At 63.8% G+C, this 13,947-nt stretch carries 18 protein-coding genes; 7 read left to right on the forward strand and 11 right to left on the reverse strand.

What is annotated here, in order from left to right:
• Positions 1-84: 84 nt before the first annotated feature.
• The 7 genes from ybgC to NKJ81_RS09815 all read right to left on the reverse strand — a co-directional run bounded on the left by ybgC (position 85) and on the right by NKJ81_RS09815 (position 4,758).
• Positions 85-555 carry a tol-pal system-associated acyl-CoA thioesterase gene (gene ybgC / locus NKJ81_RS09785; RefSeq protein WP_352540302.1) on the reverse strand — a complete coding sequence of 157 codons (471 nt, stop codon included), beginning with the start codon at positions 553-555 and terminating at the stop codon, positions 85-87.
• Positions 556-682: 127 nt separating this feature from the next.
• Complete coding sequence (gene ruvB, locus NKJ81_RS09790) at positions 683-1,723, reverse strand: Holliday junction branch migration DNA helicase RuvB (protein ID WP_352540303.1); 1,041 nt, start codon at positions 1,721-1,723, stop codon at positions 683-685.
• A 43-nt stretch (positions 1,724-1,766) separates the two neighbouring features.
• Positions 1,767-2,387 (reverse strand): Holliday junction branch migration protein RuvA, encoded by a 621-nt coding sequence (gene ruvA, locus NKJ81_RS09795; RefSeq protein ID WP_352540304.1) that lies wholly within the window; start codon positions 2,385-2,387, stop codon positions 1,767-1,769.
• Positions 2,388-2,400: 13 nt separating this feature from the next.
• A complete protein-coding gene (locus tag NKJ81_RS09800) occupies positions 2,401-2,823 on the reverse strand; it encodes a type II toxin-antitoxin system VapC family toxin (protein ID WP_352471201.1) in 423 nt (140 codons plus the stop codon).
• Positions 2,801-3,070, reverse strand: coding sequence for an AbrB/MazE/SpoVT family DNA-binding domain-containing protein (locus NKJ81_RS09805; RefSeq protein WP_352471202.1), 270 nt, complete (start codon positions 3,068-3,070; stop codon positions 2,801-2,803). Before NKJ81_RS09805 ends, NKJ81_RS09800 begins: the two co-directional genes overlap by 23 nt.
• A 55-nt stretch (positions 3,071-3,125) precedes the next feature.
• Positions 3,126-3,638 (reverse strand): crossover junction endodeoxyribonuclease RuvC, encoded by a 513-nt coding sequence (gene ruvC / locus NKJ81_RS09810; protein WP_352540305.1) that lies wholly within the window; start codon positions 3,636-3,638, stop codon positions 3,126-3,128.
• Between the two features lie 265 nt (positions 3,639-3,903).
• Positions 3,904-4,758, reverse strand: coding sequence for an SDR family oxidoreductase (locus NKJ81_RS09815; protein WP_352540306.1), 855 nt, complete (start codon positions 4,756-4,758; stop codon positions 3,904-3,906).
• Positions 4,759-4,950: 192 nt separating this feature from the next.
• On the opposite strand from NKJ81_RS09815, the gene NKJ81_RS09820 reads away from it, so the two are divergent.
• On the forward strand, positions 4,951-5,268 hold the full coding sequence (locus NKJ81_RS09820) for a winged helix-turn-helix transcriptional regulator (protein ID WP_352540307.1): 318 nt from the start codon (positions 4,951-4,953) through the stop codon (positions 5,266-5,268).
• A 38-nt stretch (positions 5,269-5,306) separates the two neighbouring features.
• Here NKJ81_RS09820 and rcdA read toward each other — a convergent pair whose 3' ends face one another.
• A complete protein-coding gene (gene rcdA, locus NKJ81_RS09825) occupies positions 5,307-5,834 on the reverse strand; it encodes a protease adaptor protein RcdA (protein ID WP_352450833.1) in 528 nt (175 codons plus the stop codon).
• A 581-nt stretch (positions 5,835-6,415) separates the two neighbouring features.
• On the opposite strand from rcdA, the gene NKJ81_RS09830 reads away from it, so the two are divergent.
• A complete protein-coding gene (locus tag NKJ81_RS09830) occupies positions 6,416-6,967 on the forward strand; it encodes a DUF2269 family protein (protein WP_352540308.1) in 552 nt (183 codons plus the stop codon).
• 41 nt (positions 6,968-7,008) lie between these two features.
• Here NKJ81_RS09830 and NKJ81_RS09835 read toward each other — a convergent pair whose 3' ends face one another.
• Positions 7,009-7,779, reverse strand: a complete 771-nt coding sequence (locus NKJ81_RS09835; RefSeq protein ID WP_352450835.1) for a sulfite exporter TauE/SafE family protein — start codon at positions 7,777-7,779, stop codon at positions 7,009-7,011.
• A gap of 95 nt (positions 7,780-7,874) precedes the next feature.
• Positions 7,875-8,324 (reverse strand): Lrp/AsnC family transcriptional regulator, encoded by a 450-nt coding sequence (locus NKJ81_RS09840; RefSeq protein ID WP_023678010.1) that lies wholly within the window; start codon positions 8,322-8,324, stop codon positions 7,875-7,877.
• Between the two features lie 132 nt (positions 8,325-8,456).
• Between NKJ81_RS09840 and NKJ81_RS09845 the strand changes: the two genes are divergently transcribed.
• From NKJ81_RS09845 to NKJ81_RS09855, 3 genes are all read left to right on the forward strand, one after another.
• Complete coding sequence (locus tag NKJ81_RS09845; RefSeq protein ID WP_352540309.1) at positions 8,457-9,341, forward strand: DMT family transporter; 885 nt, start codon at positions 8,457-8,459, stop codon at positions 9,339-9,341.
• 176 nt (positions 9,342-9,517) lie between these two features.
• Positions 9,518-10,165 carry a thiamine phosphate synthase gene (locus tag NKJ81_RS09850; RefSeq protein WP_352540310.1) on the forward strand — a complete coding sequence of 216 codons (648 nt, stop codon included), beginning with the start codon at positions 9,518-9,520 and terminating at the stop codon, positions 10,163-10,165.
• 1 nt (position 10,166) lies between these two features.
• Positions 10,167-11,198: a tetratricopeptide repeat protein gene (locus tag NKJ81_RS09855; RefSeq protein ID WP_023678013.1), complete on the forward strand. Its 1,032-nt coding sequence runs from the start codon at positions 10,167-10,169 to the stop codon at positions 11,196-11,198.
• Between the two features lie 42 nt (positions 11,199-11,240).
• On the opposite strand, the gene NKJ81_RS09860 is transcribed toward NKJ81_RS09855, so the two are convergent.
• Complete coding sequence (locus NKJ81_RS09860; protein ID WP_352540311.1) at positions 11,241-12,257, reverse strand: zinc-dependent alcohol dehydrogenase family protein; 1,017 nt, start codon at positions 12,255-12,257, stop codon at positions 11,241-11,243.
• Between the two features lie 112 nt (positions 12,258-12,369).
• Here NKJ81_RS09860 and NKJ81_RS09865 point away from each other — a divergent pair, with 112 nt between their 5' ends.
• Together NKJ81_RS09865 and efp are read left to right on the forward strand one after the other, a co-directional pair.
• Positions 12,370-13,227 (forward strand): LysR family transcriptional regulator, encoded by an 858-nt coding sequence (locus NKJ81_RS09865; protein ID WP_352540312.1) that lies wholly within the window; start codon positions 12,370-12,372, stop codon positions 13,225-13,227.
• 138 nt (positions 13,228-13,365) lie between these two features.
• Complete coding sequence (gene efp, locus NKJ81_RS09870) at positions 13,366-13,932, forward strand: elongation factor P (RefSeq protein ID WP_023678016.1); 567 nt, start codon at positions 13,366-13,368, stop codon at positions 13,930-13,932.
• Positions 13,933-13,947: the final 15 nt, after the last annotated feature.

Consider the following 13,947-nt stretch of genomic DNA (forward strand, 5'->3'; position numbering starts at 1 on the left):
AGCGCGGCGCATTGCCGCGCCCCGACGACCAGCCCGGCGATCCTCGCCTCGACCGGGAGCTCCGGATCTTCCGCCTCTGAACTCTTATTTGCGCGTTCCGGGCATGAAGGCTGCCACCCAATCCTTGGGAAAGCGCCGCGGCCGTCCATTCTCGCCGACGATCGCCGCTTCGACCCGCGCCTCGACCAGCACTTCGCTGCCGCGCTTCAATTGCTGCGCCATGACGATGCGCGCGCCGGAAATCTCGTCGGTGCGCGTATCGATGGTCAGGATGTCATCCATGCGGGCCGAACCGCGGAAGTCGATCTCCATGCGCCGCACCACCCAGACTATTTTCTCGCCATGCTTGCCGTCGGCAAGCTCGGTGTGGTGGACGCCAGCCAGCCGCAGATAGTCGGACCGGCCGCGCTCGAAGAATTCGAGATAGCGCGCGTGGTAGACGACGCCGGAAAAATCGGTGTCGGCATAATAGACCCGCGCCATCAGTCGATGGCCGAATTCCGTCAGCGCGCCGGAAAGTCCGGCGGACAATGCCGATTCACCGTGATCGTCCATTGCGCTGTCCTTTTGGCCCGACAGGCCCTGTTTCAAGCAACACCTGTTTTGCGCATAGACCGGCGATGATCAAGACCTGGAGGGCTGGGCCGGGGACTGCCAGCACCGAAGCCATAAGCAGCGGAACCTAGGGTTCTTCCAGGAACAGGCTGATCTGCTGCTGCGCCAGGTCCTTTGGCGCGTCGAGGCCGAGGTGCCGCCAGGCATTGGCCGCCAGCACGCGGCCGCGCGGGGTACGCATGATGAAGCCTTGCTGGATCAGAAAGGGTTCGATGATGTCCTCGATGGCATCGCGTGGCTCGGAAAGCCCGGCCGCGATGGTCTCGATGCCGACCGGCCCGCCGCCGAAATTCCGGGCGATCATCGACAGATAACGGCGGTCGAGCGCGTCGAGGCCGAGCCCGTCGACCTCCAGCCGCGTCAGCGCCTCGTCGGCGATCTTGCGGTCGACATGGCCGTCGCCGGCAACGCTGGCGAAGTCGCGCACCCGGCGCAACAGCCGGCCGGCGATGCGCGGCGTGCCGCGCGCCCTCCGGGCGATCTCCAAAGCACCGTCGTCGCCGAGCGGCATGGCAAGGATGCGGGCGCCGCGCCGCACGATCTGCTCGAGTTCCTCGACCGAGTAGAAATTGAGCCGCACCGGAATGCCGAACCGGTCGCGCAGCGGGTTGGTCAACAGGCCGAGCCGGGTGGTGGCGGCGACAAGCGTGAAGCGGGCAAGGTCGATCTTGACCGAGCGCGCCGCCGGCCCCTCGCCGATGATCAGGTCGAGCTGGAAATCCTCCATCGCCGGATAGAGGATTTCCTCGACCGCCGGGTTGAGCCGGTGGATCTCGTCGATGAACAGCACGTCGCGGTCTTCGAGGTTGGTGAGCAGCGCCGCGAGATCGCCGGCCTTGGCGATGACCGGACCCGAGGTCGAGCGGAAATTGACGCCAAGCTCGCGCGCCATGATCTGCGCCAGCGTCGTCTTGCCGAGGCCGGGCGGGCCGACGAACAGCACATGGTCGAGCGCTTCGCTGCGCCCCTTGGCGGCCTCGATGAACACTTTGAGATTGGCCCGCACCGCCGCCTGGCCGACGAAGTCGCCAAGCGTCTGCGGCCGCAAGGTCTGCTCGGCGTCCTCGCCGCGTCTGTCGGGAGCAATGAGGCGTGGCGAAAGGCTCATGCCGCCTTCCTTGCATATGGCAAGGGACCGGACAAGCAACGTCTCACCGTGCCAGCTCCTTCAGCCCGAAGCGGATCAGCTTCGAGGCGTCCGCCTCCTCGCCTGCCGTCTTCAGCGCTGCCGCCACCGCATTGGCCGCGGTGTCGCGCGAATAGCCGAGATTGACCAGCGCCGAGACGGCGTCGGTGATCGGCGCCGAGGCGACGCCCTCGCCGAGCTCCTGCTTCAGGCCGATGGTGCCGGAGGCAGTGCCCGCATAGGCCGGCGCCTTGTTCCTCAATTCGGTGACGATGCGCTCGGCGACCTTCTTGCCGACGCCGGGAGCACGGCTGACCATGGCGATATCGCGCAGCGCAATCGCATTGGCGAGGTCGGCCGGCGCCAGCGTCGACAGGATGGCCAGCGCCACCTTGGCGCCGACGCCTTGCACATTGTTCATCAACAGCCGGAACCATTCGCGCTCCAGCACCGACTGGAACCCATAGAGCCGCAGCATGTCCTCGCGCACATAGGTCTCGATGAACAGCACCACCGCCTCGCCGGGCGGCGGCAATGCCGCCAGCGTGCGCGCCGAGCAATAGGCAACGTAGCCGACGCCATGTACGTCGACGATGCAGAAATCCTCGTCGATCTCGTCCAGCGTGCCTTTTAGCTTGCCGATCATTTGAGCGTGCCGATCATGCCGGGTGGGTTTCCGGAGAGATGATATCGAGGTCCGGGAAGTAGCTGCGATAGCGCGCGGCATCGCGCGTCAGCAGCCGATGCCCGGCGACAACCGCATGGGCGCCGATAAAGAAATCCGGCAGCGTTCGTTCGCCAATGCCGCCGGCGCGGCGATAGCGGGAATGCGTGACACCAGCGAGGAAGGCTGCCTCCCACGGCAGGAATTCGCGATCCATCTTGAGCATGTCGACTGCTTGGCGAAGGGCCTGTTCGGTCGCAATCAACGGCGCGAGCTCGGACCAGACGATTGCATTGATTACGAGTGCGCCGTCGCGCCGGCATGCGGTAATCGCGGATGCCGACCATTTCGTCTCCCGTCCGGCAGGACCCCAAACGTCGATCAGGACATTTGTGTCAATCAATGTCGAGATCTTCACGTGGGCCCCTCAGCCATTCCATATATTCGTTCGCCGTCATGCCTCCCAGATCCAGCGTACCGGCCATACGGCCGAGCATCTGGCTGAATCTGCGCGAGGCTTCCTCCTCCGACATGTTTTCGTCGACCGCAATAACACGAGCCCCGTCCTCGGTGGGGACGAACTCCACCTCCGAGCCCGGGCCGATACCCAGATGATCCCGTATTTCCTTCGGGATGGTCACTTGGCCCTTGGTGGTAACGCGCATGGTAATACCTCGTTGGTATTACTTATTGCCCATGGAGAACAAGTCAAGAACATACTTATCCGGCCAGCGCCGCCATCCTGTAGGCGATGCTCTGCCGGTGATGCGCGTGACAGATGGCGATGGCCAGCGCGTCGGCGGCGTCATCGCTGTCGAAAGTCGCCTTCGGCATCAGCACCTTGACCATCATGTGGATCTGCTTCTTGTCGCCATGGCCGACGCCGATCACCGCCTTTTTGACGGCGTTTGGCGCATATTCGGCTACGACAAGGCCGGCACGCGCCGGCACCAGCATGGCGATGCCGCGTGCCTGGCCGAGTTTCAGCGTCGCTGCGGCGTCCTTGTTGACGAAAGTTTGCTCGACCGCCGCCTCCTGCGGCATCGCGGCATGCAGGACCTCGGCGAGCCCGTCATACAACTGGCAAAGACGCACCGCCAGGGCGGCCTTGTCGTCGGACCGCACCGTGCCGCAAGCGACGAAGCGCAGCGAATTGCCGAGGCTCTCGACGATGCCCCAGCCGGTGCGCCTCAGCCCCGGATCGATGCCGATGATGCGAATCGCTTCCCCCATCCGTCAAGTCTACCTTCGGGGGACAGCGATGCCAGCGAAATGTGAAACAAACCAGAAACAGCAACCGAGTCTGGTCTAGAGAATCTTTGAGAATTCGCTCTGGCGAGACAGATAGCGTGGTTTTCGAGAACCGGAGCGGAGCGTACATAAGTACGCGAGCACCGGAAGCGCAGAAGGCTGCGCTAGTCTAGTCGTTTGAATAACTGTTGGCGCGAGCGACAGACGGTCCTCTGATCCTTTGGCGGATGTGACAGCCATCTCGGTTTCAACCGCGCAATGCTGCCGCAACGACGCTCTCCAGTGGCGTTGTCGGTCGACCGATCAGCCGGCTCATGGCGCCGCCGTCATCGAACAACGCTCCGCGTGAGGCTGCAATGTCGGCATCGGCCAGGATAGCGGCGAGATCGGCGGGCAGCCCGGCGCCTGTCAACACGCCCTCATAGGCCGCCCCGGCAAGATCGTTGTAGGCGATCGCCTTGCCCGATTGCCGCGAGACCTTCGCCGCAAGCTCGGCGAGCGTGAAGGCTTGGTCCGCGGCGAGCTCGTAAGTCCTCCCTGCTTGATCCTCGCTCGTCAGCACCACGGCCGCGGCCTCGGCATAATCCTGCCGCGCCGCGGACGAGAAGCGCCCCTCATTTGCGGCGCCGATGAAGGCGCCGTGCTCCAGAGCCGCCGGGAGCGCCATCAGATGGTTCTCGGTGTACCAGCCGTTGCGCAGGATGACGGCGCGTAGGCCGGAGGCCGCGATGACCTCCTCCGTCTGCCGATGTTCGACCGCGAGCCTCGCGGGAGACGTGTCCGCATGCAGCATGCTTGTGTAAGCGATCAGCGAAACCCCCACCCGTTGGGCGGCCTTGATCACTGACCGATGCTGCGGCAAGCGGCCGCTGACTTCGGTCGAGGAAATCAGCAGCAGTCTATCGACGCCGGCCAGCGCCATCGGGAGCGTGTCGGGACGATCATAGTCCGCCTCCCGCACGACTACGCCGCGTTGGACAAGATCGCTGGCCTTTGCGGGATCACGAACCGCCGCAACGATCCGGCTGGCCGGAACTGTCTTCAGCAGTGCGTCGATCACGAGACGGCCAAGCTGTCCTGTTGCTCCAGTTATTGCGTACATCGTTCTGTCCATTTCGTGGTTGGATGGATTGAGAGCCTCAGATAGCGGCTCTCGTTACCCGCGGAAACCACGTATCTTGTAGTTACCATCATTTTCCGGTAACCAACTGGAAACTCTCATGGAAGATGCGCGATGGTCCTCAGGATGCGAACGAAGGTGAAGGCGCTTCCCGGCTGCCCCATGTCGAGGTGCATGGCGCTGCTTGGCGGGTGCTGGACACCCGAGGTGCTCTGGTCCTTGAGCGACGGCCCGCGCCGGTTCTCCGAATTGCGCCGCGATATCCCAGCCATTTCGGCGAAGGTGCTGACCGGCAGGTTGCGCGATCTCGAGGAGCGTGGCGTCCTCGCACGCCACGTGATGCCGACATCGCCGCCGACCGTGGAGTATGAGCTGACGTCATTGGGGCAGGAGCTGCTCCCAGCGATCAGGTCTATCGTGGAGGTCGGATCGCGCCTGCTGCTGCGTGATTCTCCCCGCCTGATGATCGCGGGCCCATCCCTTCGCGGTTAGTCTAGATGGCCGCCGGAGTAGAATTATGAAACGGTCTCTCAGCCGCGGGCGAAAGCCGTGTTGAGCAGCGTGATCTGGTCGGAGACCGGATTGAGGCGACGGCTCGACGGCGGCACCTCGGCAAGGCCGCCATAGATCTCCTCGTCCATCCGGCGCACCAACGCCTGCAGCCGCAGCGAACGGTTGACGAGGTCGATGAAATCCTTCGGCAGCTCGGCCCAGCCGGGCGCCTCGTCATGCGCCGAGGCAGTATCGAGACGCACCTTGGATTTTTCTGAGGCCACCTGATCGCGGGTCATCTCGCCGGAATTCGCCGCCCGCTGCAAAAGCAGCCACGAGGCGACCTGCATCAGCCTGGTGGTCAGCCGCATCGATTCGGCCGCATAAAGCGTCGCCGCCAGCCTCGACAGCTTCTTGGCCTCGGCGCGGCCCTTGCCGTCGAGATATTCGGCCGCCTGCTCGACCAGGCCCATGCCTTCCTGATAGAGCGGCTTGAAGGATTGGGAGAAAACCCGGCGCTCCGCCAGCTTGATGGTTTTCGCGCTCGCCTTCGAAGGCTCGTTCATCGCTACGCCCCTGCACTTGCCTGACAGCCGGCCGATTCGGCTCTTGGCCGCCATATCCGGCAGCCTAAACGACTGAAGCTTGAAAATGCGCTTCGCTGCCAGCGAAGGCAAGCACATGTTTAACAAACGGTTAACGGCCGCATTTAGCCGGAAGGACGCCCATGCCGGCGCACAAAAAAAGAGCCGCGGATAAGGCGGCTCTCAGGAGTTTAACAGGGAGGCGTCAAACAAAGTGGCTCCAACCACTCGGTAAGAATCCAGATCACTGGATGGACATAGTAAACGCCTGTAAAGCTTAACGAAGCCTTAACGCAGGGCATATTTTTCGATCAAGCGCCCAGCATCTGTGCCGTAACAGCACAGCTGACTGGCCACGGCACCCGTTCCCACTACCGGCTGGAAAGTCGGGGCGACGCGCTTGCGCCATGTTTCCTCCAGATCGTGACCGACATATCGAAACAGATCCGCTCGCCGCGCGACATCGTTCCGAAACAGGCGCCGCGGTAAACGCCCGCTCCTCGCAACGAGGCGGAGCAAACCTTGCGCTCCGGCAAATCATCAAATCTCTCAAGGAGCGAATAATGGACTGGTACTCGGCCGTTAAATTTCTGCATGTCGTCTCGGCGATCCTCTGGGTCGGCGGCGGCTTCACGCTGATGCTGCTCGCGGTACGCGCCGACCGCGCCGGGAACGTCGAAGGCATGCTGCAGGCGATGCGCGCCACCGGCGAGCTCGGCAACCGGTTCTTCGCGCCGATGTCGATGCTGACATTGCTTTTCGGCCTCATCATGTGCGGCTTCTGGGTCGGCTTTTCCGATCTGTGGGTGCTGATCGGCCTTGCCGGTTATGCGACGACCTTCTGCATCGGCATGTTCATCTTCAAGCCGACTGCCGACCGCATGGCAGGCATGATCGCCAAGGATGGCGTGACGCCGGCAGTGCTTGCCCAGGGCCAGCGCGTCCTCAGCGCCGCGCGCTTCGACTATTCGGTGATGCTGGTGATCATCGCGGACATGGTGCTGAAGCCGACGCTGCACGACATCACCATTCTGGGCTGCATGGCGCTCGTACTCGCAACCGGCATTGCCCTGGCGCTTGGCAGGACGCGGCAGCTGCTGCCGAGTGCCGCCTGAGGTGTAAGGATATCCGGCGGCGGCCGAATGGGGCCGCCGTCTTACAGGAGGCCGGCGATGCCGTCCCACAGAAGCTTGACCGCGACGACCGCCACGGTCGCATAGGTGAAGGGATAGAACAGCTCCGGCCGCATCCGCCGCACCAGCCAGGCGCCGGCGATGGTCGACAGCGGCGCCAGCGGCATCAGCACCGCCGACGCGGTCAAATTGGTGGTGTCGAACTGGCCGAGCGCGAAATAGGGGATGAGCTTCAGCGCATTGGTGACGGCGAAAAAGATCGCCGCGGTGCCCGACAGCACCTTCGGATCGAGCCTGATCGGCAGCGCATAGACCTGAAAAGGCGGGCCGCCGACATGGGCGACGAAGCTGGTGAACCCGGCAACAGTACCCCAGAAGCCGGCGGCGACGCGGTTGGGCTCCGCCGCGTGGCCGGCACCGTGGCGGAGTTGCAAATAGAGCCAGCGCAGCACGAAGATCAGGGCAACCGCGCCGACGATCAGCCGCACCATCTCTTCGGTTACAAGTGCCGCCGTCAGCCAGCCAAGGGCGATGCCGATCACGGCGCCCGGCATCATGTCGGCCAGCATCTTGCGGTCGAAGATGCCCCACCACGTCCATACCGAGACAATGTCCATCAGGCACAGAATTGGCAGAAGAATTGCGGCAGCCTGAACCGGCGGCATGGTCAGCGCCATCAACGGCACGCCGACAAAGCCGACGGCGCCGCCGAAGCCGCCTTTCGACAGGCCGACGAGGATGACGGCCGGAATGGCCGCGGCATAGAACCAGGGATCGACGAGCAGGCCTGACATGGGGAAGGGACGCTGGAGGGAAAGTTGAACTCTGGAATAGACCAGAAATGGCCAGACCGCGACCGCAAATATGTGGGCCACGCCACCGAAACCCGTCACATGTTTGGCATGTCGAGCGGCGGCGGGCGTCTCCGGATCGGCTGCGCCTTGATGATGGCGGTGCTGGTTTCGGCCTTGTCGGCAATGCGGTCGAGAATCCCGTCGAGCTCGCCGATCGAGCGGACGAACAGCCGGGCAACGAAGCAGTCATCGCCCGTCACCTTGTCGCATTCGCCGAATTCCGGGATTTCCTCGATCAGCTTCTGGACGATGTGCAGCTTGCCCGGCAATGGCCGGATGCGAACGATCGCCTGCAAGGCGTAGCCGAGCGCCTGCGGATCGATGTCGATGGTGAACGCGCGGATGACGCCGCGATCCTCAAGCCGCCGAAGCCGCTCCGAAACGCTTGGCGACGACAACCCGACCTGCAGCGCCAGTTCCTTCAGCGAGGTCCGTGAATCCTTGACCAGGATATCGAGGAGCTTTCTGTCGAGTTCGTCCAGCATTTTACAATTCCAAGAAAAAGCCGATGTCTACCTAATTAAATGAGGTTCGTCCTGCATATCACCAGCTGCAAGTCATGGAAATACCCGATCCGCCGTGGGATTATAAAATCTCAACGGGTTTCAGGAGCATCCATGGACAACACGGTACGCGGCACGATCGAAATGACGGCGGCGATGGCGATCCTCGGCACGATCGGCTGGTTCGTCGTGCTTTCCGGCCAGCCCATCATGGACGTGGTGTTCTGGCGCTGTGCTTTCGGGGCGGTAACGCTGCTGATCATCTGCGCGGCGCTGGGACTGCTGCGTGGCAGGCTGTCGCTTCGCATCGTCGCGATCGCGGCTCTCGGCGGTGCTGCCATCGTTATCAACTGGCTGTTGCTGTTCAGCGCGTTTTCCCGCGCGTCGATCTCGATCGCCACGGCCGTTTACAACACGCAGCCCTTCATGCTGGTAGGTTTTGGCGCGCTCTTCTTCTCCGAACGGCTGACGGTGACCAAGCTGACCTGGCTCGGCATCGCCTTTGCCGGCATGCTGCTGATCGTGCAGGCCGCGCCCGATGCAGGCGATCATGGTACGGATTACTTTACCGGCATTGCGATGGCGCTGGCCGCGGCTTTCTTCTGGGCCGTTGCGGCTATCGTCACCAAGAAGCTCAAAGGCACGCCGCCGCACCTGATCGCCCTGATCCAGGTCTGCGTCGGCGTTCTCATGCTGGCACCTTTCGCCAATCTCACCCACCTTCCCGCCGATGCGCGGAGCTGGGTCATGCTGGCGACGCTCGGCATCGTCCATACCGGCCTGATGTACATCCTCATGTACGGCGCCATCCAGAAGCTGCCGACGCATCTGCAGGGATCGCTGTCCTTCATCTATCCCGTCGTCGCCATCCTCGTCGATGTCGTCGCCTTCGGCCATCGGCTGCATCCGGCGCAGATCGTCGGCGCCGCCGCCATCCTGGTCGCCGCGGCCGGCATGAATCTCGGCTGGTCGCTGTGGAAATCGAAGGTGCCTGCGTAGGGCCGCAGGCGACCAGGCGAGGAGAATTTCGGCCAACGGCAGTCATGCGCCGAGCCCTATGGAATCGTTGACGGCAATCGTGATCCCCCTGCCGCCTGTTCAATCCCCGCACTTTGCTCTATGCCGCAATGCAACCATCTTCGCCCGGCATAGGCGATAACCGGGATCGAACACCAATGAATGACGCAACGCCGCCCAACCGCTGCCGTATCGTGCTGATCGCGCCGCCGAACGTGCCGGCCGAGCGCATCGCCGCGGCCTTCGAGGGCGGTGACGTCGCCTCGCTTATCCTGCCGGAAAACGGTATGGACGAGGCCTCTTTCCAAGCCTTTGCCGAGCAGATCGTGCCGGTGGCGCAAGCGGCCGGCATTGCCGTCATCATTGCCGGCGACACCCGCATCGCCGGCCGCGTCCAGGCCGACGGCATTCATGTCGAGGTCGGCAAGGACGAGCTCGCCGAAACGATCGAACACTTCCAGGCCAGGATGATGGTCGGCACCGGCGGCGCCAAGACCCGCGATGATGCGCTGGAACTCGGCGAGGTCAGGCCTGATTACATTTTCTTCGGCCGTTTCGGTTACGACAACAAGCCTGAGCCGCACCCGCGCAACCTGTCGCTCGGGCAATGGTGGGCGGACGTCATCCAGATCCCCTGCATCGTCATGGCCGGATCGGATCTTGCCTCGGTGGAAGCGGTCGCCGCCACCGGCGCTGAATTCGTGGCGCTGTCCAGCGCCGTCTTCGCCGAGGACGTCGATCCGAAGATGGCGGTTGCCGCCGCCAACGCGCTGCTCGACGAAACCGCGCCGCGCTTCGAGGACTGACGTGCTCTCGCGGAAAATCCTTTTCAGCGCCTTTCTCGCAACGGCCGTGACGCAGGCGATAGCGGCGGAACCCGTTCCTCTGCCGCAGCCCAGGCCGGATTCCAGCGAACCTGCCGACAAGCCGATCGCCGCACAATTGCCGCAGCCCGCCACTACCGCCCCGTTGCCGTCGGCCGATACCATCAACCCCGACCGCTTCGGCGCAAAGCCGTCCGATGCTGCCTACGGCGCCTTTCAGCGCGGGCTCTACAAGACGGCCTACAACCTTGCGCTTTCGCGCGCTCAAAACGGCGATCCGGCGGCACAGACGCTGGTGGCCGAGATATTGTCGCGCGGCCTCGGCGTGCCGGTCGACGCGGCAGGGGCGGCGAAGTGGTATGCGCTTGCCGCCGAGCAGGGCGTCCCGGAATCGCAATTCCAGTATGCGCTGATGCTGCTCGACGGCCGCTACGTCAAAAAGGACGAGAAGGAGGCCTATGCGCTGATGCAGGCCGCCGCCGAGGCCGGCAACCGCCTGGCGCAGTTCAATTTTGCGCAGCTGATGGTCGAACAGGAGCCCGGCGATGCCGGTATTGCCAAAGCCGTATCCTATTACGAGCGCGCTGCCGCGACCGGGCTTGCCGACGCACAATATGCGATGGCACAGGTCTACGCCAATGGCGCCGGCGGCAAGCCGCGCGACGATGTCCGCGCCCGCGGCCTGCTGGCACAGGCCGCGCGGCAGAACTACGACACGGCACAGATCGATCTCGCAACCTGGATGATCGAGGGGCGCGGCGGCGCCCGCGACCTGAAATCCGGCTTCAACTGGATGAAGCAGGCCGCCGAGGGCGGCAATGTCGCCGCCCAGAACCGTCTCGCCAAGCTCTACATGAACGGCATCGGCACCGACCCGGATCTGATCCTCGCCGGCGCCTGGTATGTTGTCGCCCGCCGCGCCGGGCTCATCGACCAAGAGATGGACGATTTCCTGCAGGGCCTGACCGACGAGCAGACGCAGCAGGCGCTGCAACGGGCCAACCGCCTGCCCTGACCGCGGTCTCGAGACTCATCGCACCGGGCTCGTCAGGCGGGCTCATTGGGTATGATCGAGCACGACCTTGCCGAAGGGCGAGCCGTGTTCAAGGTACCGAAAGGCTTCGGCGGCCCGGCTCCATGGCACGACCCGGTCGATCACCGGTCTCAACCGGTTGACGACAATGGCGCGGTTCATCGCCTCGAAGGATTCGCGTGAGCCCACCGGTATGCCTCGCGCCCGGACCTGCCGGCGGAAGATGTCGAGCGGGTTGATGGCGCCGTCACTGCCGCCGAGATAGCCTATGACGTTGATCTGGGCGCCGCGCGCCGCTGCCCTCAGCGATTGTGCAAAACTCTGCGGTCCGCCAACCTCGATGATATGGTCGGCGCCGCGGCCATCCGTCAATCCCAGCACGGCCGATGCCCAATCGGGGACGCTGCGATAGTTCACGCCATCCTGCGCGCCAAGTTGCTTTGCCCGCGCAAGCTTCTCATCGCTGCTCGACGTCACGATGACGCGCGCCCCGGCAGCGGCGGCGAACTGCACCGCAAACAGCGAAACGCCGCCGGTGCCGAGGCAAAGCACGGTGTCGCCGGGTTTGACGCTGCCCTCCGTAAACAGCGCGTGCCATGCCGTCACGCCGGCGCATGGCAGCGTCGCCGCCTCGAGGTCGCTCAGATTGGCCGGCGCCAGCACCGCCGCCTGTTCGTCGAGCCGGGCAAACTCGCTGAGCGGCCCGTCGATCGGGCCGCCACGTTGATAGGAGGGCTCGGCCATCGCGAAACTGCCGCCGACCCAGCGTTGCCAGAACGTGCCGCAGACCCGGTCGCCGATCTTGAACCGGCTGACCTCGGCGCCGATGGCAACGACTTCGCCGACGCCGTCCGACAGCGGCACCAGCGGCAATGCAAACTTCGTGTGATAGCTGCCGCGGACGATCTCGGCATCGCGGTAGTTCAGCGCCGTCGCCTTGACCTTCACAATCATCTCCTGGCGCCCCGGTTCAGGCATCGGCCGCTCGACCATTCTGAGGCTCTCGAGGCCGCCCGGGCTCTGCAATTCGATCGCTTTCATCGTCGTTCCTTTTCAGCTGGGTCCTGCCAGAGGAAAATCGCTTGCCATCCACCGGATTTCAAATTCATAATGTTCAGCATAATTATGCTTCTGTGACATGTTCGGGTGTGTCGTGCTTGAAGAACTGAAAACACTGGCCCTCTTTGCCGAGGAGGGTTCGATTCAGAAGGTGGCTCGACGCCTGCCGTTGACGCAGCCGGCCGTCACCCGCCAGATCCAGCGGCTGGAGGAGGTGCTCGGCACGGAATTGCTCGACCGCCGGCTAAAGCCGTCGCGACTGACCCCGGCCGGCGTAGAGGTGCTGGCACGCGGCAAGGAAATTCTCGCCGCCGTCGACGCGCTGAGATCATTCGCCAAGGGCAACGAGCCGGAGGGCCTGCTGCGGCTCGGCCTCGCGCATGGACTTTGCGACAAAGCCGTGGCCGCCGCCATTGCTGATGCCGTGGCGCGGTTTCCGAAGGTTTCGCTGCGTCTGAAGAGCGGCTGGAGTCTTGAGCTGGCCGACCAGCACAAGCGCGGACAGCTCGACCTCGCCTTCATCCTGGACGGCAGCAATTCCAAAACTGGAGACGGCGTTGTCGGAACCGAGCCCCTCGGCATCATCGCTGCCGAAAACACCAGTCGGCAAGCCGACGTCAAGACCATGCCCTGGGTCCTCAGCCCTGAACCCTGCGACGCGCGCCGGCGGCTGGCGGCTGCCCTGGCCGAGGGCGGCCACAGGTTGATGGTCGGCGCCGAGATTCAGGACAGCGCGCTGCAGATCGACTGGGTTCATCGAGGCCAAGGCCTTGGCCTGCTGCCCACGCGGCTGCTGCGGGAAAAGCTGCCGGAGGGCATTGCCCTGGTCGACGCTCCCGGCCTCGAGCTGTCGCTGCGAATTGTCGTCTTGCGTTCGCCGCATCTGCATCTTTTGAGAGAGGTCGCCGACGCAGTGACCGAGGCCGTCACCGCGACTGTCAGGGCGGACTGAGGCCGCCACGCCGCGCTGCCGGGCCAGCTTCGTTCCCGCTTCATCGGAAGGCGCTCCTTGCCTCTGCTGGCGATTTGTGGTCTTGGAGGCGCCAAATTGCCCTTTGCGGCGATCATCTCATTTCCGGATCACCTCACCATGGCCAAGATCAATGGCAACGAAATCCGTCCCGGCAACGTCATCGAGCATGATGGCGGCCTTTGGGTGGCGGTCAGGACCAACACCGTCAAGCCCGGCAAGGGCGGCGCCTACAACCAGGTCGAACTCAAGAACCTGATCAACGGCACCAAGCTCAACGAGCGCTTCCGTTCGGCCGAGACGGTCGAGCAGATCCGGCTCGATCTGAAGGATTTTTCCTTCCTCTACGAGCAGGGCGACGCGCTGGTGTTCATGGACACCGAAAGCTACGAGCAGCTCGAATTGCAAAAGGAGTTCGTCGGCGATCGCGCCGCCTTCCTGCAGGACGGCATGATGGTGACGGTCCAGCTCTATGACGAAAGGCCGATCGGCATTTCGCTGCCCGACCAGGTGACGCTGACCATCACCGAGGCCGACCCGGTGGTGAGGGGCCAGACGGCAGCCTCGTCCTACAAGCCGGCGATACTCGAAAACGGCATCCGCGTGCTGGTGCCGCCGTTCATCGGCTCGGGCGAGCGCATCATCGTCGATACCAACGAAATCACTTACGTGCGCCGCGCCGACTAAGGCGTGATCCCAAAG

This window comes from Mesorhizobium sp. M0018 (genome assembly GCF_040323955.1).
Classification (GTDB): Bacteria; Pseudomonadota; Alphaproteobacteria; order Rhizobiales; family Rhizobiaceae; genus Mesorhizobium.